We start from the raw sequence: 20,672 nt of genomic DNA on the forward strand, positions 1-20,672 counted from the left end.
CTCCTCCTTGAATCGGGACCGCATCCATAGCACGAACCCCTGATGGTCCGGCCGTTTATTTGCATTCCCGCTCATGCGCAACCGGCGTTTGCGGCAGCCCGCCGCCAGCCTTGTCTCGGCTCATCACGAAAGCATGATCAATGAAATATAGCATATTGCATAATGTTGAGCCATGGCGTAGATAAGAGGCACGTTCGACAATTCCAGCGGAAATCCCATGTCCGATGCCGATGCAGCAACCGTAGCCCGACCCGCATGGCGATTCGACAGGCCCGACGAAGAGCAGCCGAGCCTGCGCGAGGTGAACGCCTCGATCGCGGTGCCGCGGACCGGCGTCTGGTTCCGCCGCCTGTTCGCCTTCATGGGGCCGGGCTACATGGTCTCGGTCGGCTACATGGACCCCGGCAACTGGGCGACAGACCTCGCCGGCGGCGCCCAGTTCGGCTACACGCTGCTTTTCATCATCATGCTGTCGAATCTGATGGCGATCCTGCTGCAGGCGCTTGCCGCGCGTCTCGGCATCGCCACCGGCCGCGACCTCGCCCAGGCCTGCCGCGCCTATTATCCGCGCCCGGTCAATCTGCTGCTCTGGATCGCCTGCGAGCTGGCCATCATCGCCTGCGACCTCGCCGAGGTGATCGGCACGGCGATCGCGCTGCAGCTTCTGTTCGGCATCCCGCTGATCGGCGGCGCCATGCTGACCGCGCTCGATGCTTTCCTTGTGCTGCTGCTGATGAACAAGGGCTTCCGCTATCTCGAGGCCTTCGTCGTCGCGCTGCTGATCATCATCTTCGGCTGCTTTGCCATCCAGATCTTCGTCGCCGCGCCGCCGGCCGGCACGATCCTGCATTCGATGTTCGTGCCATCGCCGGAGATCGTCACCAATCCGGCGATGCTCTATATCGCCATCGGCATCATCGGCGCGACAGTCATGCCGCATAATCTCTATCTGCATTCCTCGATCGTGCAGACCCGCGCCTATGAGCGAACCGATGCCGGCAAGCGCGACGCCATCAAATGGGCGACGACGGATTCGACCATCGCGCTGATCCTGGCGCTGTTCGTCAATGCGTCGATCCTGATCGTCGCGGCGGTCGCCTTCCACGATACCGGCCATCACCACGTCGCCGAGATCGGCCAGGCCTTCGAGCTGCTCTCGCCGCTGCTCGGCCTGGGCATCGCCTCGATCCTGTTCGCCGTCGCGCTGCTTGCCTCCGGCCTCAACTCGACTGTCACCGCGACGCTCGCCGGCCAGATCGTGATGGAAGGCTTCCTGCGCCTGCGCATCCCGCAATGGGCGCGGCGCCTGGTAACGCGCGGCATTGCCATCGTCCCCGTGGTGGTCGTCACGGCACTCTATGGCGAGAAGGGAACCGGCCAGCTGCTCGTCTTCAGCCAGGTGATCCTGTCGATGCAGCTGCCTTTCGCGGTGGTGCCGCTGGTGCAGTTCGTGTCGGACAAGAAGAAGATGGGCAATTTCGCCATACCGCGCGGCGTTGCGGCTTTGGCCTGGGTGGTTGCCGCCGTGATCCTCGTTCTCAACTTCAAGCTCCTCTACGACACCTTCGCCGGCTGACCGCGACATTGGCGCCGGCCGCGCTATCTTCGCGCCATGGCCAAACCGGACGAAGCCCGCAGATTCTACGCCAGGCTGATGGCTGCGCACGCCCGGTCGGCCGATCCACGCATCGAGGAGGCGTTCGCCGCAGTGCCGCGCGAGGCCTTCCTGGGTCCTGGACCATGGACTGTTTTTGCCGGCGAAGGCCGGTTCCAGACGCCGAGCGCCGATCCTGGTTACATTTACCAGAATGTCCTCGTCGTGCTCGATGCCGACAAGGGCATCAACAATGGCGAGCCGATGCTGCACGCGATGTGGCTCGGCAAGGTCGAGCCGAAGCCTGGCGAGCACGTCACCCATATCGGCGCCGGCCCAGGCTATTACACGGCGCTGCTGGCGAGGCTGGTCGAGCCGGGGGGCGGCGTCACCGCCTTCGAGATCGAGACCGATCTTGCCGCGCGCGCCAAGGCGAACCTCGCCCGGTACCGCAACATCGAGGTGATCCACGGCGACGCCGTTGCCAACCCTTTGCCGCCCTCCGACATCGTCTATGTCAATGCCGGCGTCGTCGCGCCGCCCGCCGCCTGGCTGAAAGCGCTGAAGCCCGGCGGGCGCATGATCTTTCCGTGGCGTCCCTCCGAAACCGTCGGCCTCGCGGTGCTCGTAATGCGCCTGGAAAACGGCTTTGCCTGTCGGCCCTTCATGGGCTCCTGGTTCATCCCTTGCGTCGGCGCCTCCACTGCCGAGCCGGGCGCGAAAATACCGACACGTGAGCGCGCCGCGCGCACGCGCTCGATCTGGCTGAGGAAAGACAAGGCGCCCGACCGCACTGCCACCGCCGTCTTCGGCGAGGTCTGGTTCTCGTCACGCGCCATTCGCGTCGACGACACGCGCTAGAAATTCGCGGGGCCGTGTCGGAGAGCAGCCTTGCCGTTCGTCCTTGGAGCAATTCCAGGAAAAGTGCGAAGCGGTTTTCCGTCAGGAATTGCGTCGAATGCTTTAGGCAGAAATCCGGCCGCGACGGCGCGGATCGTGAAAGGGAGAAGACAGATGCGCAAGATCATCGCCGCCACATTCGTTAGCCTCGACGGCGTCATGCAGGCACCGGGCGGGCCGGAAGAGGATCCGGTCGGCGGCTTCAAATTCGGCGGCTGGACCTTCCACTATTTTGACGAGGTGGCAGGCGCCGCCATGGAGGAGATGTTCTCCAAGCCGTTCGACCTGCTGCTCGGCCGCAGAACCTACGATATCTTCGCCGCATACTGGCCGTATCAGAACGATCCGATCGCGGCTGTCTTCAACCCCGCGGTCAAATATGTGGCGACGCACCGGCCGGATACGCTGACCTGGCAGAACACGCAGTCGCTCGGACCGGATGTCGTTGCAAGGCTCAAGGAGCTCAAGCAGGAAGATGGACCCGACCTGCTCATCCAGGGATCGGGCAATCTGATCCAGACCCTGCTCGCCAACGGGCTGATCGACGAGATCCGGCTGATGACCTTCCCGCTGCTGCTGGGCAAGGGCAAGCGGCTGTTCGGCGACGACGCGATGCCGGCGGCCTTCAAGCTCGTCAAATCGCAGGCTTCCACCACCGGCGTCATCATGGCGACCTATGAGCGCGGAGGCGAAATCCGTACGGGCTCGTTTGCCCAGCAGGAGCCTTCGGAAGCCGAGCTCGAACGGCGCAAAAATTGGAAGTAGCACAAGGCTGTCGCGCGGCGGGCGGACCCGCCGCGCATTGCCTCTCTTTTGAACGACGATTGAACGGTCAGGAGCCGCCAATGATGCCCACGATCACCGCCTTTGAACGATCACCCGATGGCGGCAGGGGGCTCGCGCGCGACATGCACGTGCGCTGGGCGCTCGAGGAAGTCGGCCAGCCCTATGATATTCGCCTCGTTTCGTTCGATGCGATGAAGCAACCCGCGCACCTTGCGATCAATCCCTTCGGCAGTATCCCGACCTATGAAGAAGGCGATCTCACCCTGTTCGAGTCAGGCGCGATCGTCCTTCACATCGCGGTGCGTCACGCAGGCCTGTTGCCCGATGATGCGAACGCCCGGGCGCGCGCGGTCGCCTGGATATTCGCCGCGTACAGCACAGTGGAGCCGCCGATCCTCGACCGCGCGACGGCCGTGATCATGGAGCGCGACGCGAGGTGGCACGACGAGCGTCTGCCCCTGGTCGACGACCGCATCCGCAAGCGGCTGGCCCAGCTCTCCCACCATCTCGGCGACAGCGACTGGCTCGATGGCGCCTTCAGCGTCGGTGACCTTGTCATGGTGGGCGTGCTGCGCCGGCTGCAAAGATCGGGACTGCTGAACGAATTCCCGAACGTTGCCGCCTATGTCGCCCGCGGCGAGGCGCGGCCGGCCTTCAAGCGCGCTTTCGACGCGCAATTGGCGGTCGCCATGGCAGCGAAAGGCTGACGCCGCGTCACGCCGCCTGCCGATAGCGGGAAAGACCTTCGCGGATATGGCTGGCAAAAGCCTTTGCGGCCGGCGCGGCGGCATGTTTCGGCAGATGCAGGTTGACGGAGAAATTCGGCAGCGCCGGAAGGCCGGCGTCTGACAATATGTCGAGATCGGCCGGAACCGTCGAGGCAAGCCATGCGGTCACGGCAAGGTCCGAGCGCACTGTCGCGGTGGTCGCATCGATGTTGCCGTTCTCGAATACTGTGCGCCAGTCGAGCCCGTGTTCGCCAAGTGCGGCCAGCACCGCCGGTCGGAAGGCGCAGGTGTCGGCGACGATCGAAACCGGCAGCGGCCGCTTCAGGCGTGCCGTCCCGCCTCTGGCGCCGACCCAGACCAGCCGGTCGACGAGCAGGCATTCGCCAAGGGTCGGGCCGACACGCTCCTCGATGACGGCAAGGTCGATGGTGCCCGCCGCCAGGGCCGCCGCGAGTTCCGGCGAGGACGCGCAGATCAGCGAAATCTCCACCTGCGGATAGGCTTCCGCATAGGCCTTCAGCACGGGCGCGAGCAGCGTGCCGACAAGGTCGTAAGGTACGCCGATCCGCACCTGTCCGGCAACCGCCCTTCCCCTGATCTCGGCAAGGATCTCGTCATTGAGCTGCAGCAGGTGGCGGGCTTTGTCGAGCAGCCGCTCGCCCACCCGCGTCAGCCTCAGGCCGCGGCGGTCGCGCTCGAACAGGCTCTGGCCGAGCACCTCCTCCAGCCGCTTGACCTGCTGGCTGACGGCGCCTTGCGTCAGGTGAAGCGCATTGGCGGCCGCCGTCATGCTGGCCTTGTCGGCGGTGGTGACGAAGGTGCGGATAAGGGTCGTGTCGAGATCGCGGATCATGCCCGGTATTATAATCGCTAATGCAAACCATACCAAACATTGCATTTACTGATGCTGCCAAGCGCCTAAGTATGTCTGCTCCCCGATTGGGAGGCCCGCATGTCAGACACCATCATCCCCCTGGTCCTGTTCGCGCTGATCTCGACCTCGACGCCCGGCATCGCCACGACGTTGTCGACCGCGTCGGGCGCACAATTCGGCTTCCGCCGTTCGGTGCCGCTGATGGCCGGCAGCGCCGCGGGGCTGGCTACCGTGGCCGCCGCGGGCGCGGCAGGCATGGCTGGACTTCTGGCCGCCATTCCATCCCTGCAGCTTGCCATGAAAATTGCAGGCTCTCTCTATCTGATCTGGCTGGCGATCAAGATCGGCCGCAGCGGCCCGCCCAACCTCGACATCAGCATGGCCAGGCCGAACAGCTTTTTCGGCGGCGCCGGCATCCAGTGGATGAATCCGAAAGGCTGGGCGATGGGGCTCGGCGCCGCCGCATCCTTCGCGGCACTGGCGGATGGTCCGTTGCAGCTTGCGCTGCTGCTGGGCGCCGTGTTCGGGTTGACCGCAGCCTTTTCGCTGTCGCTGTGGTGCGTGGCGGGAACCCTGCTTGCCCGTCTGCTCAAGACAGAGCGCCAGTGGCGCGCGCTCAATATTGTGCTCGGCCTGTTGCTGGCCGCCTCGATCCTGCAGATGTGGCGGCCGGTGTAGTGCTGTTCCTCGCCCCCACGAAGGTGGGGGAGAGGTGGCTCGGCGAAGCCGAGACGGAGAGGGGGACTGGCGCCGCCCTGACCAAGGATCCGGCGACGAACTCGCCCTATGAAAGCCCCCTCTCCGGCCGCGTCGCGGCCACCTCTCCCCCCCTCCCGGGGGGCGAGGAACCAGCCTCAGACGGCGTAGCGCGCCGCCGGCTTGCCGGAGAACAGACTCCCGAAGAACTGGTCCCGGGCACCGAGATAGGTGGCCAGCCCAGCCGCATCGGCAAGGCCGGGCGCGGTGACGGTCTCGCCCTGAGCGAACCCGGCAAGCGCGGCGTCGACCAGATCGTCGGCGCTCATGATCCAGTCCGGATTGATCCCGTCAAGGCTGATTCCGGAGACGTCCCACAACTCGGTGCGGACCGGTCCGGGCACGACGGACTGGACTTTCACATTGGTGCCGGCGACTTCCTTCTGCAGCGCTTCCGTGAAGTTGGCGACATAGGCCTTGGTGCCGCTGTAGATACCGCCGACGGCGATGCCATAGGCAACGACCGAGGCGATGTTGATGATCCCGCCGCGATTGCGCGCAAGCAGGCCGGGCAGCACCGCGCGGGTCAGCCGGGTCAGCGCCACGACATTGACCTTGATCATGCGCTCGGCCGCGTCGGCGTCGGCGTCGGCGATCGTCTCCAGGCCACCCACGCCGGCATTGTTGACCAACAGCGTCACGCTGTCATCCGCCGCCACCGCCTGCTCGACGCGGCGCAAATCGGCATCGACCGCAAGGTCGGCGATGATCGTCTCGACCTTGCGGCCATAGGCATAGGCCAGCTTGTCCGCCAACTCCCGCAGCCGGTCGGCGCGCCGCGCCACCAGCACCAGATCGTATCCCTGCCCTGCCAGCCGGTCTGCATAGACCGCGCCTATGCCCGACGAGGCGCCAGTGATGACGGCTGTGCCTTTATTGTCCGTGCTCATTGTCCTGTTCCTTTGTTCGCTTCGCTTGGCCCAGCGCCGACCATCCGATCATCTGCCGGGCTTCTGATCCAACTTAGTGGCATATGCCACTTTCGGCGAAGTAGGTATATGCCACTATCTTGTCAACGGCGGCGGTGAAAACTATTTCTGCGGCAGGCTGGCGCGTCGACGCGCCGGCGAGGAGTGATCATGACCGAAGCTCACAAGCCAGGATTCAGCAACTGCAACAACGCCACGCTGCGCCGTGCCGCGCGCAGTCTCGGCCGCTTCTACGACCACGCGCTGGCGCCTTCGGGCCTGAAGAGCACGCAGTTCGGGCTGCTCTTTCAGATCCACATCAGCGACGAGCCGGCGATGGGCACCATCGCCGAAGCGCTGATCATGGATCTGTCCGCGCTCGGCCATACGCTGAAGCCGCTGATCCGCGACGGCTATGTCCAGACCTTCCCCGACAAGGACGACCGCCGCGTCAAGCGCGTGCGGCTGACGCCGCCAGGACAGGCCAAGCTCGACGAGGCGCTCAAGCTGTGGAGCGTCGCGCAGCGGCACTTCGAGAAAAAGGTTGGCGCGGAGCAGGCGGCAAAGCTGCGCGCGGCGCTGGACGCGGTGGCCGATCTCGATCTGGAAATGCCGACGGTCGCTCCTTCGCTCTGAAGAAGCAGCCGCCGATCAGGCTTTGAACAGTTACTCGGCCGGCATCGCCACGGGGCGGGCCAACATCCGGCCGGCAAGCACGACGCCCAGCCCGACGATCGGGAACACCGCCGCAATCAGGCCGAGATCGGCCGGCGCGCCGAAGCGCAGCACTGCGGCGCCAACCACCGCGCCCAGCGCGACGCCCAGATAGAGCGCCGAGGCGTTGAGCGACAGCACGATGGGCGCGGCATCCGGCGCCAGCTTGATGATGCGGCTCGCCTGCGCCGGCGGAAAAGCCCAGCCGACAATGCCCCAAGGCACCATCATGGCCATCAAGGCCGGCCCGGCGATATGATGCGGCAAGAAGGTCGGGATCACCGAGAAGGTGGCGAGCATCGCCGCGGAGAGCGCCAACGACCAGGCGACGGTTCGGGTGGCGCCGAAGCGGTCGGCGGCCTGCCCGCCGGCGATGTTGCCGATGACGGCGCCGACGCCGAAGGCGAGCAGCATGCCCGGCAGCGCGATCGGAGAGAGCCCGCCGCCTTCTATGGCCAAGGGCGCGATGAAGGCAAAGACCGTGAAGGCTCCGATCAGCGCCAGCACCGTGGTCAGCAGGATCGGCATCACGCCGGGCCGCACTGCCGCCGCCAGCCGCGCCCTCAGCGGCAGCTTGGTGCCGACGATGCCGCGCGGCAACCGGTACCAGAGGATCGCACCGGCCAGCGCGCCGAGCCCGGCAATGGCGAAGAAAGTGCCGCGCCAGCCGGCAATCGCCGCGACCAGCGCGCCGAGCGGCGCGCCGACGGCAACCGCCACAGTGGTGCCGCCGACGACGACGGCGATGGCGCGCGCCCGGTGGTGGTCGTCGACCAGCGCAACGGCGGTACCTTGCGCGGTCGCCGCGAACAGGCCGGACGACAGCGCCATGACGATGCGGGCGATCAAAAGCACCTCGAAGGACGAACTGAGCGCGGCAGCAACATTGCCAAGGACGAAGAACACCAGCGTCCACAAGATGACGCGCCGCCGGTCCCATTCCCCCGTCAGCGTCGCCAGCACCGGCGCGCCGAACGCATAGGCGAGCGCGAAGGCGGTGATCAGCGAGCCGGCGAGCGGCACGGAGATGCCAGCGTCAGTGGCGATGTCGGGAAGAAGGCTGGAGATGACGAAGCCTTCGGTCGAGATCGCGAACGATCCGAGCGCAAGCCAGAAGATCCGCTTGTCCATGGAAACTGTCCTTAGTTCAAAGGTTATTGAACAATTGGACATAGCGGGGCATGATGTCAACCGAGCCGGGAGAAAATAGCTGAACCCTGCTGACAGCCCTGTGTCAGGACGGGGCCGAAAGGAAGAGGCTATGTCTGTCGGCAAAAAAGGAAGCCGCGTTGAAGTTCGTGCCGTTTGTGCTTAATTCTGGGCCATGAGCCTGCCCCATCCAACCGCCGACCAGATCAGCCTGCCGATCGTGCTCGCCGTGCTCGGCGACCCGACCCGGCTTGCCATTGTCCGCTATCTGGCTCGCAAGGAAGGCGTGCCGATGAACTGCAGCAAGTTCCTCGACCTCGCCTCCAAGACCAATCTCAGCTACCACCTCGCCAAGCTGCGCGAGGCGGGCGTCACCCGCAGCGAGGCTGCCGGCACCAGCCGGCTTATCACGCTGCGCCGCGACGACCTCGACAAGCGCTTTCCCGGCCTGCTCGACAGCGTGATCGCCGCGGCTGACGGCGACAAGGATCTGCCGGCGGTCGGCACCTCCGAGATGGAACTCGAGGCCTGATTGCGGCGCTGACGAAATTGCCTGTCATGGAGCTCTCATGCGCATCGCCGTAGTGGCCGACATCCACGGCAACGTGCTCGCCTTGGACGCTGTGCTCGACGATCTGAACCAGCGAGGCGGCGCCGACATCATCGTCAATCTCGGCGACTGCGTGTCTGGCCCGCTCTGGCCGCGCCAGACGATGGAACGGCTGCAGGCGCTCAATCTGCCGACGGTGCGCGGCAATCACGACCGGCGCGTCGCCCAGGACGTGGCCGGTGAAGCCATGTGGCCGTCCGACCGCTACGCCCAGGAGCGGTTGACCGCGCCGCAGCGCGAGGCGTTGCTCGCCCTGCCGCTCACATTGGAGATCGTGCCCGGCGTCATAGCCTTCCACGCCCGGCCGGACCATGACGAAAAATATCTTTCCGACGCCATTGTCGACGGCCAGTTGGTGCGCGCGCCGCTCGCCGCGATCAGGCGCCGGCTGAAGTCGCTCGATCCGGCCTGCCGCCTGGTGCTGTGCGGCCACAGCCATCGCAACGAGCTGATCCGCACCCCCGACGGTCCGGTCATCTTCAACCCCGGCAGCGTCGGCTGCCCCGCCTATGACGATGACACGCCGCCGGCGCATGTCTCCGAGCAAGGCTCGCCGCACGCCCGCTACGGCATCGTCGAGCTGGACGGGCCCGGCCGCGCCGACCGCTTCGCGGCGATCGCTGTGGACTACGACCATGAAGCCGCCGCAAAGCAGGCCGAACAGGCGGGACGGCCGGAATGGGCACACGCGCTGCGGACCGGATTTATGAGGATTGAGCGGAGTTCATATCCCGATCGAGCGGAGCCTATGCATGAAGCGCAAGGTTAGGCTCCCATCGACGCTGTTCTTCGTCGCTCCATTGCTGGCGGCGGCCCTGCCGGCCATGGCCCAGGATGCGCCGGGACCGATCGTTTCGATTATCGGCGGCCTGGCGCCGGACGATCTCCTCAATATCCGCGTCACCGCTTCGCCGAGTGGAAAGGTGGCGGCGCGGCTGCCGAACGGCACGGCCGTCAAGAATTTCGGCTGCAACGTGGTCAATGGCTATCCATGGTGCAAGGTCGAGGATACGCAGGATGCGCATATCGTCGGTTGGGCGCCCGCCCGCTATCTCAGCCCCAACAACCCTGCCCCGGCGCCTGAAGATGCCGCCGCGCCGGCGGCCGCGGCAATTGCGCCTCAACCTTCCGAGGAGCCGCAGCCTGATATAGCGGCGCGCCTGGGCGGCGGGGAGCCGGCCGAGCCGCCATCTGCGGCCGAGATCGGCAGGACCGCGATGCAGGACGCGTATGCTCTCGCCTTCGCGGCCTCGGCCAGCGCCGGGTCCGACACCCCGGACGCCGGCATCCCCTGCGCCCGCCATGTCGGCCAGCCGATGACCCGCTGCGAAATCAGTGTCGCGCATGAGGGCGGCGACAGCGTCGTGACCGTGACCTGGCCGGACGGCGGCACGCGCCTCATCAATTTCCACGACGGCAAGCCCGCCGGCTCCGACTCCTCCGACGAATTCCGCTTCACCCGCGAAGGCAGCCTCAACATGATCCGCATCGGCGTCTCCGAACGCTTCGAGATCACGGATCAGGTGGCAGTAGGGGAGTAAGGGAGTAAGGGAGTAAGGGAGTAAGGCAGTAGGGCAGTAGCGCAGTAGGGGTAGGCTGCAGCCGCAGGGAGCATTCCCCAACTGGTTCTGCATGTTGCGAACCTTTTCCCTACTCCCTACTCCCTACTCCCTACTGCCTATTGCCCTACTCCCCTACTCCCCTCATTTTCGGGGTTACATCCGCCAAAACTCTTCCCTATAAGGCCCTCCTAGCCTGATACCAGAATCGCAAGCACAACCGGCCGGGTCCTTCCCGCCCGGTTTTTCGTGCAAGCTGCTCGCCGAACGGAACCCGTAGACATGCCAAGACGCACCGACATCAAGTCGATCCTGATCATCGGGGCCGGCCCCATCGTCATCGGCCAGGCTTGCGAGTTCGACTATTCCGGCACCCAGGCCTGCAAGGCGCTGAAGGAAGAGGGCTTCCGCGTCATCCTGGTCAACTCCAATCCGGCCACCATCATGACCGATCCGGAGCTGGCCGACGCCACCTATATCGAGCCGATCACGCCCGAAGTGGTGGCCAAGATCATCGCCAAGGAGCGGCCGGACGCGCTGCTGCCGACCATGGGCGGCCAGACCGCGCTCAACACCGCGTTGTCGCTGCGTCGCATGGGCGTGCTCGAGCGCTATCAGGTAGAGATGATCGGCGCCGATGCGGCAGCCATCGACAAGGCCGAGGACCGCGCGCTGTTCCGCGAGGCGATGAGCAAGATCGGGCTGGAGACGCCGAAATCGATGCTGGCCAACGCCACCGACGTCAAGAACGCCGACCGCAAGACGCATGAGGCCGAGCGCGCCGCGCTGAAGGCCGAACATCCCGAAAACCTCGACGCCGCCCTCGATGCGCTGGAAACCCGCTGGAACCTCGGCGAAGGCGACCGCAAGCAGCGCTATATCAGCCACGCCATGGCGATCGCCGCCCAGGCGCTCGACCATGTCGGCCTGCCGGCCATCATCCGCCCCTCCTTCACCATGGGCGGCACCGGCGGCGGCATCGCCTACAACCGCGCCGAATTCTACGACATCGTCCAGTCCGGCCTCGATGCCTCGCCCACCACCGAGGTGCTGATCGAGGAGAGCGTGCTCGGCTGGAAGGAGTATGAGATGGAGGTCGTCCGCGACAAGGCGGACAATTGCATCATCATCTGCTCGATCGAGAACCTCGATCCGATGGGCGTGCACACCGGCGATTCCATCACCGTCGCGCCGGCGCTGACCTTGACCGACAAGGAATACCAGATGATGCGCAACGCCTCGATCGCGGTGCTGCGCGAGATCGGCGTCGAGACCGGCGGCTCCAACGTGCAGTTCGCCGTCAACCCGGCCGACGGCCGCCTGGTGGTCATCGAGATGAACCCGCGCGTCTCGCGCTCGTCGGCGCTTGCCTCGAAGGCCACCGGCTTCCCGATCGCCAAGGTCGCGGCCAAGCTTGCCGTCGGCTACACGCTGGACGAGCTGGAGAACGATATCACCGGCGGCGCGACGCCGGCCTCGTTCGAGCCCACCATCGATTACGTGGTGACGAAGATCCCGCGCTTCGCCTTCGAAAAATTCCCCGGCGCCGAGCCGGTGCTGACCACCGCCATGAAGTCGGTGGGCGAAGTGATGGCCATCGGCCGCACTTTTCAGGAATCGCTGCAGAAGGCTTTGCGCGGACTGGAAACCGGTCTCACCGGATTGGATGAGATCGAGATTCCGGGCCTTGGCCACGGGAGCACCGCCGCCAGCCACACCGACGACCGCAACGCCATCCGCGCCGCACTCGGCACGCCGACGCCGGACCGGCTGCGCATGGTGGCGCAGGCGATCCGTATGGGCACCTCGCTGGAAGACGTGCACGCCATGTGCAAGATCGACCCGTGGTTCCTCGAGCAGATCGCCGGCATCATCGCCATGGAGGAACGCGTCCGCGAGCATGGCCTGCCGCAGGACGCCGTCAATCTGCGCATGCTGAAGGCGATGGGCTTTTCCGACGCCCGCCTCGCCTCGCTGACGAGGACCGATGCCGAAGTCGTTCAAAAGCTTCGCGAAAAGCTCGATGTCCATCCGGTTTACAAGCGCATCGACACCTGCGCCGCCGAGTTCGCCTCGCCGACCGCCTATATGTACTCGACCTATGAAGTGCCCTTCGTCGGCGAGGCCGCCAACGAGGCGCGCGTCTCGTCCCGCAAGAAGGTCGTCATCCTCGGCGGCGGCCCGAACCGCATCGGCCAGGGCATCGAGTTCGACTATTGCTGCTGCCATGCAGCCTTCGCCCTGCGCGACGCCGGCTATGAAGCGATCATGGTCAACTGCAACCCGGAGACGGTCTCGACCGACTATGACACGTCGGACCGCCTTTATTTCGATCCGCTAACGGCGGAGGACGTGCTGGAGATCCTGCGCGCCGAGCAGGCCTCGGGCGAGCTGGTCGGCGTCATCGTCCAGTTCGGCGGCCAGACGCCGCTGAAGCTGGCCGACGCGCTGGAGAAGGCTGGCATTCCGATCCTCGGCACCTCGCCCGACATGATCGACCTGGCGGAGGACCGCGACCGCTTCCAGAAGCTCTTGCACAAGCTGAACCTCAGCCAGCCGAAGAACGGCATCGCCTATTCGGTCGAGCAGGCGCGCCTCGTCGCCGGCGAGCTCGGCTTCCCGCTGGTGGTGCGCCCGTCCTATGTGCTCGGCGGCCGCGCCATGCAGATCATCCATGACGAAGGCATGCTGCAGACCTATCTGCTCGACACCGTGCCCGGCCTTGTGCCGGAGGACATCAAGCAGAAATACCCCAACGACAAGACCGGCCAGATCAACACGCTGCTAGGCAAGAACCCGCTGCTGTTCGACACCTATCTCTCAGGCGCCATCGAAGTCGATGTCGATTGCCTGTGCGACGGCAAGGATACCTTCGTCTCCGGCATTCTGGAGCATATCGAGGAAGCCGGTATCCATTCGGGCGATAGCGCCTGCTCGCTCCCCGTTCACTCGCTGCCCTCCGACCTTGTCGACGAGCTGGAGCGGCAGACGGCGGCCTTGGCCCGCGCGCTCAATGTCGGCGGCCTGATGAACGTGCAATATGCGATCAAGGACGGCACGGTCTATGTGCTGGAGGTGAACCCCCGCGCCTCGCGCACCGTGCCCTTCGTCGCCAAGACCATCGGGCGTCCGATCGCCAAGATCGCCGCCCGCATCATGGCCGGCGAGACGCTTGAAAACGCCTTCGCCCATTACGGCGCCATGCCCGATGCGCGCAACCCGGGTCACATCGCGGTCAAGGAGGCCGTCTTCCCCTTCGCCCGCTTCCCCGGCGTCGACATCCTGCTCGGCCCGGAGATGCGCTCGACCGGCGAGGTCATGGGCCTCGACCGCGACTTTGCGCTGGCCTTCGCCAAGAGCCAGCTCGGAGCGGGTGTCGACCTGCCACGCTCCGGCACGCTGTTCGTCTCCGTGCGCGACGAGGACAAGAAGGGCATCCTGCCGGCCGTCAAGCGCCTCGCCGGCCAGGGTTTTAAAGTGCTCGCCACCTCCGGCACTGCCCGCTTCCTTGCCGAGAACGGCGTGACGGCCGAAAAGATCAACAAGGTGCTCGAAGGCCGCCCCCACATCGAGGACGCCATCCGCAACCGCCAGGTCCAGATCGTGTTCAACACGACGGATGGCCAGAAAGCGGTGTCGGACTCGAAGTCGCTGCGGCGGGCAACGCTGATGCAGAAAGTGCCGTATTACACGACGTTGTCGGGTGCGGCAGCGGTGGCCGAGGCGATTGCGGCGCTGCGGGCGGGGAACCTGGAGGTGAGGCCGCTGCAGGAGTATTTTGGATAACTTGATCCAACGCGGATAAGAAGCAGTGTCGATTATATATTGACGTAAATTATTTCACTTCCGTAGGTATCCTATCTACCAACTTGCCAATAATATCTTTTAGGTCGTTAAATTGCGACTCATTCTCGATAGATATTGTCTTTTCTCCTTGCTTTATAATAAAATTTCTTTCTGTCATAGCAAGCTTTTCAATAACAAACTTAACCAAGTCAGCCCCAAATTCTTTTGACATGGCATACGCCATGACTTGCGCCTCTATATTGGTAATCTCATTCTTATTATGCTTTATATCAAGCTCGCTCGCAACGTATAGCCGCAAGAAAAAGAAACCGACAAATTGCAGAAGAAGGACTATTGCTATCCTTGGAACCAGCCATTGCATAAAATATTTGACATAGTCGTAATTTAATCTGTCTATATCCTGCCACAACACAAAAAAAGCGAGCAAGGACAGAGCGGAAAATGAAAATATGATACCTATAGCCAAATTCTTGAAGCTATTGAATTTCAACCTGTCGGAATCGTAGATCATGCGAACTCGAAATTCATGAAAAACGTCAGTGAGCTCTGTAGATTTATTTTTTGTTAAGCTATCGTCACCGAAGTCCTTCTTGCCACCCGGCTTGCCATTCGCCTTATTTCTTCTAACTTTCTGATCGGTTACTGCCAGACTAATGCCAACAAAAGAAAACAATATCGCAACCAGCGCCGGGCCTATTGTATCAAGAAAGTCAGTAGGTCTAAGTTTATAGATATATATGGAGTAAATAAAAATTACTGATACAGCTAGTATTATTGTTCCGAGTATAATTCTCAGTCGCCGATCTCTATTTATGGATTCAACAACAAATTGTATCAAGTCACTTATCATGACATTCCCCCCATGAAGGACCGAATGATGCCGTACCCAGCACTCTCGATCACCCTCCCGCGCCTCAGTTGTGCGTCTATTGTGCTTTTACACAACGAAACAATGCTCGATGCCAACAATGACCATAACTTGGACCAGAATCGGACAAATTCAATAGAAATCTTTAGGCATACCACGCAATCCGTCGTCATATGACCAGGATACGAGGCGGAGATTGCCGCCTTCCATACCTCGAATTATGGCGCATCACCCTTGCGCAAGAGCTTGTTCGAGCTACCGCGAGTTCACCAACTCGATATCGTAGCGAGGGATGCGAACGTCTGGGTTGCATACTCGGACCTCATACAAAACGGATCTGACCCGGTGAGGTCATTAACGGCGCGCTACCTCGCGGTAAATCACCAAGGGCGTCATTCCATAAGCACCAGATGGACGCCCCAGGAACATCCGCGTAAGCGGCCCTAAGACATCAAGGATATGGCTGAACCCATTTGTGAATATTCGCAGGCCGGATTCCTCGTTGGTGAAGTTGGTTGGCTGAATGTCAGTCGGTTCCGCGTCGAGCACTCCCAGCATGCTCCACTGTCCAGCGATCTGATCACCATGCTTTAGAAACAAGTCCGCTGTCGATCCGGTGATAGAATCCGAATGGAGAGACGCCCAAACTTCTACGCCGCCGCTTGCCGTCAATCGTGCGCTAATTCCGTGCGGCAACACTTTCATAACTTCTATTCCTAGCTCCAAACCGTCGGCGGCGGCTTTGGTTGCGGGATCGAGCCGCTTCGCCTGGTTTTTGCTCATGGAGCCGACGCCGCCCATCTGCCGCCGAACGGCTGGGATATCCCAAAGCAGCTTCAATATTCCTAAATCGTGTATCCGCAGATTTCCCGTCACTTTTACAAACTGGCCGATGCCTGCTTTGGCAATGTTTGGCTCGATCAGATCGCGACCAGCGAGATAGTCGAGGAGCGTCAGTGCATTAGCCCACAAGGGGTCAAATACGAGTTCCGATGCCTCAGAACCAACTTCGGCCGGACTACGCTCGAAACTGATTTCACCTGTGCCGCCTGTGCCAGCAATATTAGCCCCGCCGCCAAGCCCAATCCGCCAGCCCCGCTTGTTACCTTTCGCTACGCTCTCATGCTGGGTTACTTGCTGTAGAGTTCCAGAGTCCTCGAATTGCGCGAGGAATGATCCAATCCGGCGAGCGTCATTATAGAGGAAATCAAGGACGAAATTTTCGTGGTGCTCGCCTTGCCCCTCGTCGGATACTTTCATGACGTTCTTCGACATAGCGCTCGTTTTCCCCCTCTTTACGCTTTGTCTTTTCAATCTCCGACTCTATTTCCTTCGGGTCAACACGGAACAATCTCTCAAGGGCCTTACCAAAAGGCATACCCTTCAATCCCACGGCGCGTTTCAGCTTTTTGCTCATGCAATTAGCTCCCTGTAGGTGAGGCGGCCTTCACTCTGCGCGAGTAGTGCGTTCATGCGCGTTCCGTCTTTGAGATCACAGCGATTGTAGCGCCACGTCATCTCGGAAAGATAGTTGCCGAGATGCTTGTCAGAAATCCAGTGATGGAGGCCGTAAATCTGACGCATGGTGCCCGATCGTTATCGCAATCACGCCACCACGCACTCGATCTCAATATCGAACTCCATCGGCCAGGCACGAAACTGCGCGCCGGCGGGTTCACGCTAAAGCTGCCGCCCGCTTCCAGGCAGTGTTTCAGCGCCTTCAGCGACGCCTCGGTCTGGGTCTCGATGTCGCCGCGCACCATCTCGCCGGTCGCCATGTCGACCGGCGGCGTCGCCGAGATGAAGACGAAGCCGTTGGCCCGCACCGCCGTCGAGCACGGCAGGCCAAGCGAGCGCACCTTCGCCGACATCACGGGTACTTCGATGACTTCCTTGTCCATGGCGGTCCTCCCTTTGTTTTGGCGGGAGCTTATCGGGGCAGCGGGGGAACGCCAGCGCTGGTTCTCCCTTCCCCCCTTGTGGGGGAAGGTGGATCGGCGCGACAGCGCCGAGACGGATGAGGGGTGTTCCAGCGAAATGAGGCGTCGGCATTCCCTGGAGCACCCCTCATCCGGCCGCTTCGCGGCCACCTTTTCCCACAGGGGGAGAAAGCAAGGGCGCCCCCTCACTGATGCGCCACCGCCAGTTCCTTCACATGCTTCTCGTGCATCTTCAGCACCGGCAGCGTCTTCTTGGCAAATTCCTTCATCGCCGGGTCGTCGCCTGAATTGGCATAGGTGGAAAACAGCGCCACCGCATCCTTATGCGCGTCGGCCTGCATCTTGATGTATTTGGCGTCGAATTCCTTGCCGCTCGTAGCCTTCAAGTCGTCGATCAGCTGCTGCTCCTTCGGCTGCAGCGCCGGGCCGGCCGGCTTGATCGACGCCGTGGTCTGGCCCTGGCTGAGCGCCGTCTTGAAATCCTCGGCCGCCTTGCTGTGATCCTTGATCATCTGCGCGGCGAAGGCCTTGACGTCGGCCGACGCCGACTTCTCTTGCGCCAGCTTGCTCGACTCGATCTCGAACATGTTGGCATTCGGCACCGTCGTGACGAAGGTCTGGGTGTCGACCTTGTTCTCGGTCACCATCGGTCCCACGGCGTCTGAATTGTCCGACTGGGCGAACGCGGCGGGCGCGCCGGCAAGAAGCGCGACGGCGACCAGGGGCAGCAGCGTTTTCATCTCGATCTCCGATCCGAAACAGCCCCTCCGCCTTCCCCAACGCGGCACCGGCCCCAGGGTTGCCTAAGAGGTTGCCTCGAAAGGAAGCGCACGGGCCGGGGGCCCGCGTCGCCATCAATGGCAGTGCGCGCCGGGGGCGTGCCCGGCATATTGCAGCTGCTCATGCCAGTTCGGCCGGCCTTCGGGCGTGAAATCCATCAGGTTCCACAGGATCTCGCAGGTGCCGATGCCGCGCGGGTCCTGTCCCGGGTCTGATGGCGCGAAGTCTAGCTCCGACGACCAGAAATGCCGGATGCCGTCACTATTACGGTGGAACACCGAAAGCAGCGGTATCTGCGCGCCCTCGGCCGTTTCGGAGTTGTAGTCGCGCTTGAAAGCGTTGCCGGCCGACGAGACGAGCCGCATGTTTTTCCAGCCGCGGTCGCGGCCGAGCGCCGTCAGATTGTCGAGCGCGGTCTTCGCCACCACGGCGAAGTTGAAGCCCGCCGCTTCGAGATGGCCGATCGCGCCGTCGAACTGGTCGAGCAGCGCCGTGCAGGAGGGGCATGGCTGGTCCTGCCGGGCAAGCTTCGCCGTCTCGCCGCCTTTCGCCACCTCGCGCGTCTCCTGCGGGTGGCGCGGGAACATCATCTGATAGAGGATCAGCGTATCCTTGCCCGGCGCGAACAGGTCCGACAGCCGCACCTTCGCCGGCTGGCCCTGGTCGTCCAGGGCGTCGAACACATAGTCCTGCGGTACCAAACCACCCGGCGGCAAAGCGCGCCTTGCCTCCGCCACCGCTTCCATGGCGCGGCGCAGCTCGATTTCCTTGCGCAGCAATTTTTCGCGCGCGGTGCGATATTTGGCGGATTCATTGGGAAAGGTGATCATGATCGTCTCCTGGCGCCGGCGTCCCGGCGCGGGTTGCTCTACGATCCAAGGACGGCTCGCCGCGACCTGATCCGACATTTCGGCACACGCTTTCCCTTCATTTTTCGCGTCGCATCTAGCCTTTGACGCCGCCAGCCGTGAGACCCGACACGATCCTGCGCTGGAAGACGAGCACCAGCACCACCAGCGGCACGGTGACGATCACCGAGGCGGCCATGATGTTGCCCCACGGGATCTCGAACTGCGAATTGCCTGACAGAAGCGCGATCGCCACCGGCACGGTGCGCTGCGTGTTGGTGGAGGTGAAGGTGAGCGCGAAGAGGAACTCGTTCCAGGCGCTGATGAAGGCAAGCAGCCCGGTGGTGGCGAGCGCCGGCCACATCAACGGCAGGAAGATGCGCGTGAGGATGGTCCAGGGCCCGGCGCCGTCGATGATCGCCGCCTCCTCGATCTCGACCGGCAGGTCGCGCACGAAAGTGGTGAGCACCCAGACCGTGAACGGCAGCGTGAAGATCATGTAGGACAGGATCAGCGCCAAGAGCGAATTGTAGAGATGCAGCGCCCGGATGATCTCGAACAGCCCGGCAAGTGCCGCGACCTGCGGAAACATCGACACCGACAGGATGGCCAGCATCAGCGCCGAGCGCCCGCGGAAACGAATGCGCGCCAGCGCATAGGCCGCGGTGACGCCGAGCAGCAGCGAGACCGCGACGACCGCGCCGGAGACGATCAGCGAATTGACGAGATTGCGCAGGAAGGGACCTTCGGTCAGCACGTTGCGGTAATTGGCAAGGCTGAACGATTGCGGCCAGAGGCCTGCCTGGAACAGCTCTGTTCCCGATTTCAGGCTGGTGACGATGGCGTAGTAGAACGGAAACACCGCGACGAAAACGATCGCCAGGAGCAGCAGGTAGAAGCCGGCGCGCTTCAGCATTTTCATGTCAGCGCCCTCCCTCGAAACTCAGCCGGCCGATGCGGATATAGGCGATGGTGAGCAGGCCGATGATCAGGAAAAGCAGCGTCGAGGCGGCCGAGCCATAGGCGAACTTGTCGAACTCGAACAGGTTCTCGCGCGCGAAGATCGACATCGACTTGGTCTGCACGTTGTTGGGCGTCAGCACATAGATCAGGTCGAAGATGCGTAGCGCATCGAGCGCGCGGAAGATCACCGCCACCATTACCGCCGGACGGATCAGCGGCAAGGTCACCCGCCAGAAGATCTGCCACGGGTTGGCGCCGTCGAGCTTCGCCACCTCGAGGATCTCGCGCGGCAGCATCTGCAGGGCCGCCAGGATCAGCAGCGCCATGAACGGCGTCGTCTTCCAGATGTCGACGATCAGCACGGCGATCATTGCGGTGTCGGCATTGGCGGTCCAGGCGATCTTGGTGTCGATCAGGCCGAGATTGAGAAGCGCGACATTGATGATGCCGAACTGGTCGTTGAGCATCCACTGCCACATCTTGGCCGAGACGATGGTCGGGATCGCCCAGGGAATGAGGATGGCGGCCCGCACGATGCCGCGTCCGGGGAATTCCGTGTTGAGCGCAAGCGCCACGATCATGCCCAGCACCGTCTCGCAGGCCACCGAAACCACGGCAAAGCGCACCGTGTTCCACACCGCGCGCCACCAGACCGGATCGACGAGCAACCCGTCATAGAGCAGGCGGCCGCTCGGCAGGCGCAACACCGAGAAGTAATTGTCGAAGCCCACCCATTGCCTTGCGTCGAGGTCCGCCAGCGAAGCATCGGTGAAACCGTAATAGACCGTGCGCAGGAACGGCCAGCCGGCGACGGCGGCGAGCACGAGAAGCATCGGCGCGAGGAACAGCCAGGCCGTGCGCACGCGTCGGCGCATCAGCGGCGATCGC

At 63.1% G+C, this 20,672-nt stretch carries 21 protein-coding genes and 1 pseudogene; 10 read left to right on the forward strand and 12 right to left on the reverse strand.

The window, feature by feature from the left end:
* The first annotated feature begins 217 nt into the window (after nt 1-217).
* The 4 genes from LB525_RS01400 (at nt 218) to LB525_RS01415 (ending at nt 3,987) form a co-directional block, all read left to right on the forward strand.
* On the forward strand, nt 218-1,576 hold the full coding sequence (locus LB525_RS01400; protein WP_224543104.1) for an Nramp family divalent metal transporter: 1,359 nt from the start codon (nt 218-220) through the stop codon (nt 1,574-1,576).
* A 78-nt stretch (nt 1,577-1,654) separates the two neighbouring features.
* The gene (locus tag LB525_RS01405) at nt 1,655-2,455 is read left to right on the forward strand and encodes a protein-L-isoaspartate O-methyltransferase family protein (RefSeq protein ID WP_411970995.1); all 801 of its coding nucleotides are present in this window, start codon (nt 1,655-1,657) and stop codon (nt 2,453-2,455) included.
* 153 nt (nt 2,456-2,608) lie between these two features.
* Nucleotides 2,609-3,259 (forward strand): dihydrofolate reductase family protein, encoded by a 651-nt coding sequence (locus LB525_RS01410; RefSeq protein WP_140541451.1) that lies wholly within the window; start codon nt 2,609-2,611, stop codon nt 3,257-3,259.
* Between the two features lie 80 nt (nt 3,260-3,339).
* Entirely contained in the window at nt 3,340-3,987 is a 648-nt protein-coding gene (locus LB525_RS01415; protein ID WP_224543106.1) for a glutathione S-transferase family protein, read from the forward strand.
* A 7-nt stretch (nt 3,988-3,994) separates the two neighbouring features.
* Here LB525_RS01415 and LB525_RS01420 read toward each other — a convergent pair whose 3' ends face one another.
* On the reverse strand, nt 3,995-4,861 hold the full coding sequence (locus LB525_RS01420; RefSeq protein WP_224543107.1) for a LysR family transcriptional regulator: 867 nt from the start codon (nt 4,859-4,861) through the stop codon (nt 3,995-3,997).
* Nucleotides 4,862-4,960: 99 nt separating this feature from the next.
* Between LB525_RS01420 and LB525_RS01425 the strand changes: the two genes are divergently transcribed.
* Nucleotides 4,961-5,560 carry a LysE family translocator gene (locus LB525_RS01425; RefSeq protein ID WP_224543108.1) on the forward strand — a complete coding sequence of 200 codons (600 nt, stop codon included), beginning with the start codon at nt 4,961-4,963 and terminating at the stop codon, nt 5,558-5,560.
* 176 nt (nt 5,561-5,736) lie between these two features.
* Here LB525_RS01425 and LB525_RS01430 read toward each other — a convergent pair whose 3' ends face one another.
* Nucleotides 5,737-6,528: an SDR family NAD(P)-dependent oxidoreductase gene (locus tag LB525_RS01430; RefSeq protein ID WP_224543109.1), complete on the reverse strand. Its 792-nt coding sequence runs from the start codon at nt 6,526-6,528 to the stop codon at nt 5,737-5,739.
* Nucleotides 6,529-6,717: 189 nt separating this feature from the next.
* On the opposite strand from LB525_RS01430, the gene LB525_RS01435 reads away from it, so the two are divergent.
* Nucleotides 6,718-7,182, forward strand: a complete 465-nt coding sequence (locus LB525_RS01435) for a MarR family winged helix-turn-helix transcriptional regulator (protein WP_224543110.1) — start codon at nt 6,718-6,720, stop codon at nt 7,180-7,182.
* Between the two features lie 30 nt (nt 7,183-7,212).
* Here LB525_RS01435 and LB525_RS01440 read toward each other — a convergent pair whose 3' ends face one another.
* Nucleotides 7,213-8,391 (reverse strand): MFS transporter, encoded by a 1,179-nt coding sequence (locus LB525_RS01440; RefSeq protein ID WP_224543111.1) that lies wholly within the window; start codon nt 8,389-8,391, stop codon nt 7,213-7,215.
* 193 nt (nt 8,392-8,584) lie between these two features.
* Between LB525_RS01440 and LB525_RS01445 the strand changes: the two genes are divergently transcribed.
* From LB525_RS01445 to carB, 4 genes are all read left to right on the forward strand, one after another.
* The gene (locus tag LB525_RS01445) at nt 8,585-8,941 is read left to right on the forward strand and encodes an ArsR/SmtB family transcription factor (protein WP_140838528.1); all 357 of its coding nucleotides are present in this window, start codon (nt 8,585-8,587) and stop codon (nt 8,939-8,941) included.
* Between the two features lie 37 nt (nt 8,942-8,978).
* Nucleotides 8,979-9,788: a metallophosphoesterase family protein gene (locus LB525_RS01450; protein WP_224543112.1), complete on the forward strand. Its 810-nt coding sequence runs from the start codon at nt 8,979-8,981 to the stop codon at nt 9,786-9,788.
* Nucleotides 9,772-10,560 (forward strand): SH3 domain-containing protein, encoded by a 789-nt coding sequence (locus LB525_RS01455; protein ID WP_224543113.1) that lies wholly within the window; start codon nt 9,772-9,774, stop codon nt 10,558-10,560. The genes LB525_RS01450 and LB525_RS01455 overlap by 17 nt, the downstream gene beginning before the upstream one ends.
* Nucleotides 10,561-10,860: 300 nt before the next feature.
* Complete coding sequence (gene carB / locus LB525_RS01460; RefSeq protein WP_224543114.1) at nt 10,861-14,364, forward strand: carbamoyl-phosphate synthase large subunit; 3,504 nt, start codon at nt 10,861-10,863, stop codon at nt 14,362-14,364.
* Between the two features lie 49 nt (nt 14,365-14,413).
* On the opposite strand, the gene LB525_RS01465 is transcribed toward carB, so the two are convergent.
* From LB525_RS01465 to LB525_RS01505, 9 genes and pseudogenes are all read right to left on the reverse strand, one after another.
* Entirely contained in the window at nt 14,414-15,235 is an 822-nt protein-coding gene (locus tag LB525_RS01465; protein WP_224543115.1) for a hypothetical protein, read from the reverse strand.
* 372 nt (nt 15,236-15,607) lie between these two features.
* Nucleotides 15,608-16,513 carry a hypothetical protein gene (locus LB525_RS01470; RefSeq protein WP_224543116.1) on the reverse strand — a complete coding sequence of 302 codons (906 nt, stop codon included), beginning with the start codon at nt 16,511-16,513 and terminating at the stop codon, nt 15,608-15,610.
* Nucleotides 16,461-16,670 (reverse strand): hypothetical protein, encoded by a 210-nt coding sequence (locus LB525_RS01475; RefSeq protein WP_224543117.1) that lies wholly within the window; start codon nt 16,668-16,670, stop codon nt 16,461-16,463. The genes LB525_RS01470 and LB525_RS01475 overlap by 53 nt, the downstream gene beginning before the upstream one ends.
* Complete coding sequence (locus LB525_RS28660) at nt 16,667-16,837, reverse strand: transposase (protein WP_224543118.1); 171 nt, start codon at nt 16,835-16,837, stop codon at nt 16,667-16,669. Before LB525_RS28660 ends, LB525_RS01475 begins: the two co-directional genes overlap by 4 nt.
* A 21-nt stretch (nt 16,838-16,858) precedes the next feature.
* Nucleotides 16,859-17,154: pseudogene (locus LB525_RS01485) on the reverse strand (Rid family hydrolase).
* A 224-nt stretch (nt 17,155-17,378) separates the two neighbouring features.
* A complete protein-coding gene (locus LB525_RS01490; protein ID WP_224543120.1) occupies nt 17,379-17,933 on the reverse strand; it encodes a DUF4142 domain-containing protein in 555 nt (184 codons plus the stop codon).
* Between the two features lie 114 nt (nt 17,934-18,047).
* Nucleotides 18,048-18,803 carry a DUF899 family protein gene (locus tag LB525_RS01495; protein WP_224543121.1) on the reverse strand — a complete coding sequence of 252 codons (756 nt, stop codon included), beginning with the start codon at nt 18,801-18,803 and terminating at the stop codon, nt 18,048-18,050.
* Nucleotides 18,804-18,918: 115 nt separating this feature from the next.
* Nucleotides 18,919-19,743: a carbohydrate ABC transporter permease gene (locus LB525_RS01500; RefSeq protein ID WP_095766599.1), complete on the reverse strand. Its 825-nt coding sequence runs from the start codon at nt 19,741-19,743 to the stop codon at nt 18,919-18,921.
* A gap of 1 nt (nt 19,744) precedes the next feature.
* Nucleotides 19,745-20,659: a carbohydrate ABC transporter permease gene (locus tag LB525_RS01505; RefSeq protein WP_224543122.1), complete on the reverse strand. Its 915-nt coding sequence runs from the start codon at nt 20,657-20,659 to the stop codon at nt 19,745-19,747.
* Nucleotides 20,660-20,672 lie beyond the last annotated feature (13 nt).

The organism is Mesorhizobium sp. CA16 (assembly GCF_020165175.1).
Lineage (GTDB): Bacteria > Pseudomonadota > Alphaproteobacteria > Rhizobiales > Rhizobiaceae > Mesorhizobium.

What these genes read in the sequence shown, in the direction of transcription:
- LB525_RS01400 (WP_224543104.1), top strand. Translation starts at nt 218, where the DNA reads ATGTCCGATGCCGATGCAGCAACCGTAGCCCGACCCGCATGGCGATTC.
- LB525_RS01405 (WP_411970995.1), top strand. Translation starts at nt 1,655, where the DNA reads ATGGCTGCGCACGCCCGGTCGGCCGATCCACGCATCGAGGAGGCGTTC.
- LB525_RS01410 (WP_140541451.1), top strand. Translation starts at nt 2,609, where the DNA reads ATGCGCAAGATCATCGCCGCCACATTCGTTAGCCTCGACGGCGTCATG.
- LB525_RS01415 (WP_224543106.1), top strand. Translation starts at nt 3,340, where the DNA reads ATGATGCCCACGATCACCGCCTTTGAACGATCACCCGATGGCGGCAGG.
- LB525_RS01420 (WP_224543107.1), bottom strand. Translation starts at nt 4,861, where the DNA reads ATGATCCGCGATCTCGACACGACCCTTATCCGCACCTTCGTCACCACC.
- LB525_RS01425 (WP_224543108.1), top strand. Translation starts at nt 4,961, where the DNA reads ATGTCAGACACCATCATCCCCCTGGTCCTGTTCGCGCTGATCTCGACC.
- LB525_RS01430 (WP_224543109.1), bottom strand. Translation starts at nt 6,528, where the DNA reads ATGAGCACGGACAATAAAGGCACAGCCGTCATCACTGGCGCCTCGTCG.
- LB525_RS01435 (WP_224543110.1), top strand. Translation starts at nt 6,718, where the DNA reads ATGACCGAAGCTCACAAGCCAGGATTCAGCAACTGCAACAACGCCACG.
- LB525_RS01440 (WP_224543111.1), bottom strand. Translation starts at nt 8,391, where the DNA reads ATGGACAAGCGGATCTTCTGGCTTGCGCTCGGATCGTTCGCGATCTCG.
- LB525_RS01445 (WP_140838528.1), top strand. Translation starts at nt 8,585, where the DNA reads ATGAGCCTGCCCCATCCAACCGCCGACCAGATCAGCCTGCCGATCGTG.
- LB525_RS01450 (WP_224543112.1), top strand. Translation starts at nt 8,979, where the DNA reads ATGCGCATCGCCGTAGTGGCCGACATCCACGGCAACGTGCTCGCCTTG.
- LB525_RS01455 (WP_224543113.1), top strand. Translation starts at nt 9,772, where the DNA reads ATGAAGCGCAAGGTTAGGCTCCCATCGACGCTGTTCTTCGTCGCTCCA.
- carB (WP_224543114.1), top strand. Translation starts at nt 10,861, where the DNA reads ATGCCAAGACGCACCGACATCAAGTCGATCCTGATCATCGGGGCCGGC.
- LB525_RS01465 (WP_224543115.1), bottom strand. Translation starts at nt 15,235, where the DNA reads ATGATAAGTGACTTGATACAATTTGTTGTTGAATCCATAAATAGAGAT.
- LB525_RS01470 (WP_224543116.1), bottom strand. Translation starts at nt 16,513, where the DNA reads ATGAAAGTATCCGACGAGGGGCAAGGCGAGCACCACGAAAATTTCGTC.
- LB525_RS01475 (WP_224543117.1), bottom strand. Translation starts at nt 16,670, where the DNA reads ATGAGCAAAAAGCTGAAACGCGCCGTGGGATTGAAGGGTATGCCTTTT.
- LB525_RS28660 (WP_224543118.1), bottom strand. Translation starts at nt 16,837, where the DNA reads ATGCGTCAGATTTACGGCCTCCATCACTGGATTTCTGACAAGCATCTC.
- LB525_RS01490 (WP_224543120.1), bottom strand. Translation starts at nt 17,933, where the DNA reads ATGAAAACGCTGCTGCCCCTGGTCGCCGTCGCGCTTCTTGCCGGCGCG.
- LB525_RS01495 (WP_224543121.1), bottom strand. Translation starts at nt 18,803, where the DNA reads ATGATCACCTTTCCCAATGAATCCGCCAAATATCGCACCGCGCGCGAA.
- LB525_RS01500 (WP_095766599.1), bottom strand. Translation starts at nt 19,743, where the DNA reads ATGAAAATGCTGAAGCGCGCCGGCTTCTACCTGCTGCTCCTGGCGATC.
- LB525_RS01505 (WP_224543122.1), bottom strand. Translation starts at nt 20,659, where the DNA reads ATGCGCCGACGCGTGCGCACGGCCTGGCTGTTCCTCGCGCCGATGCTT.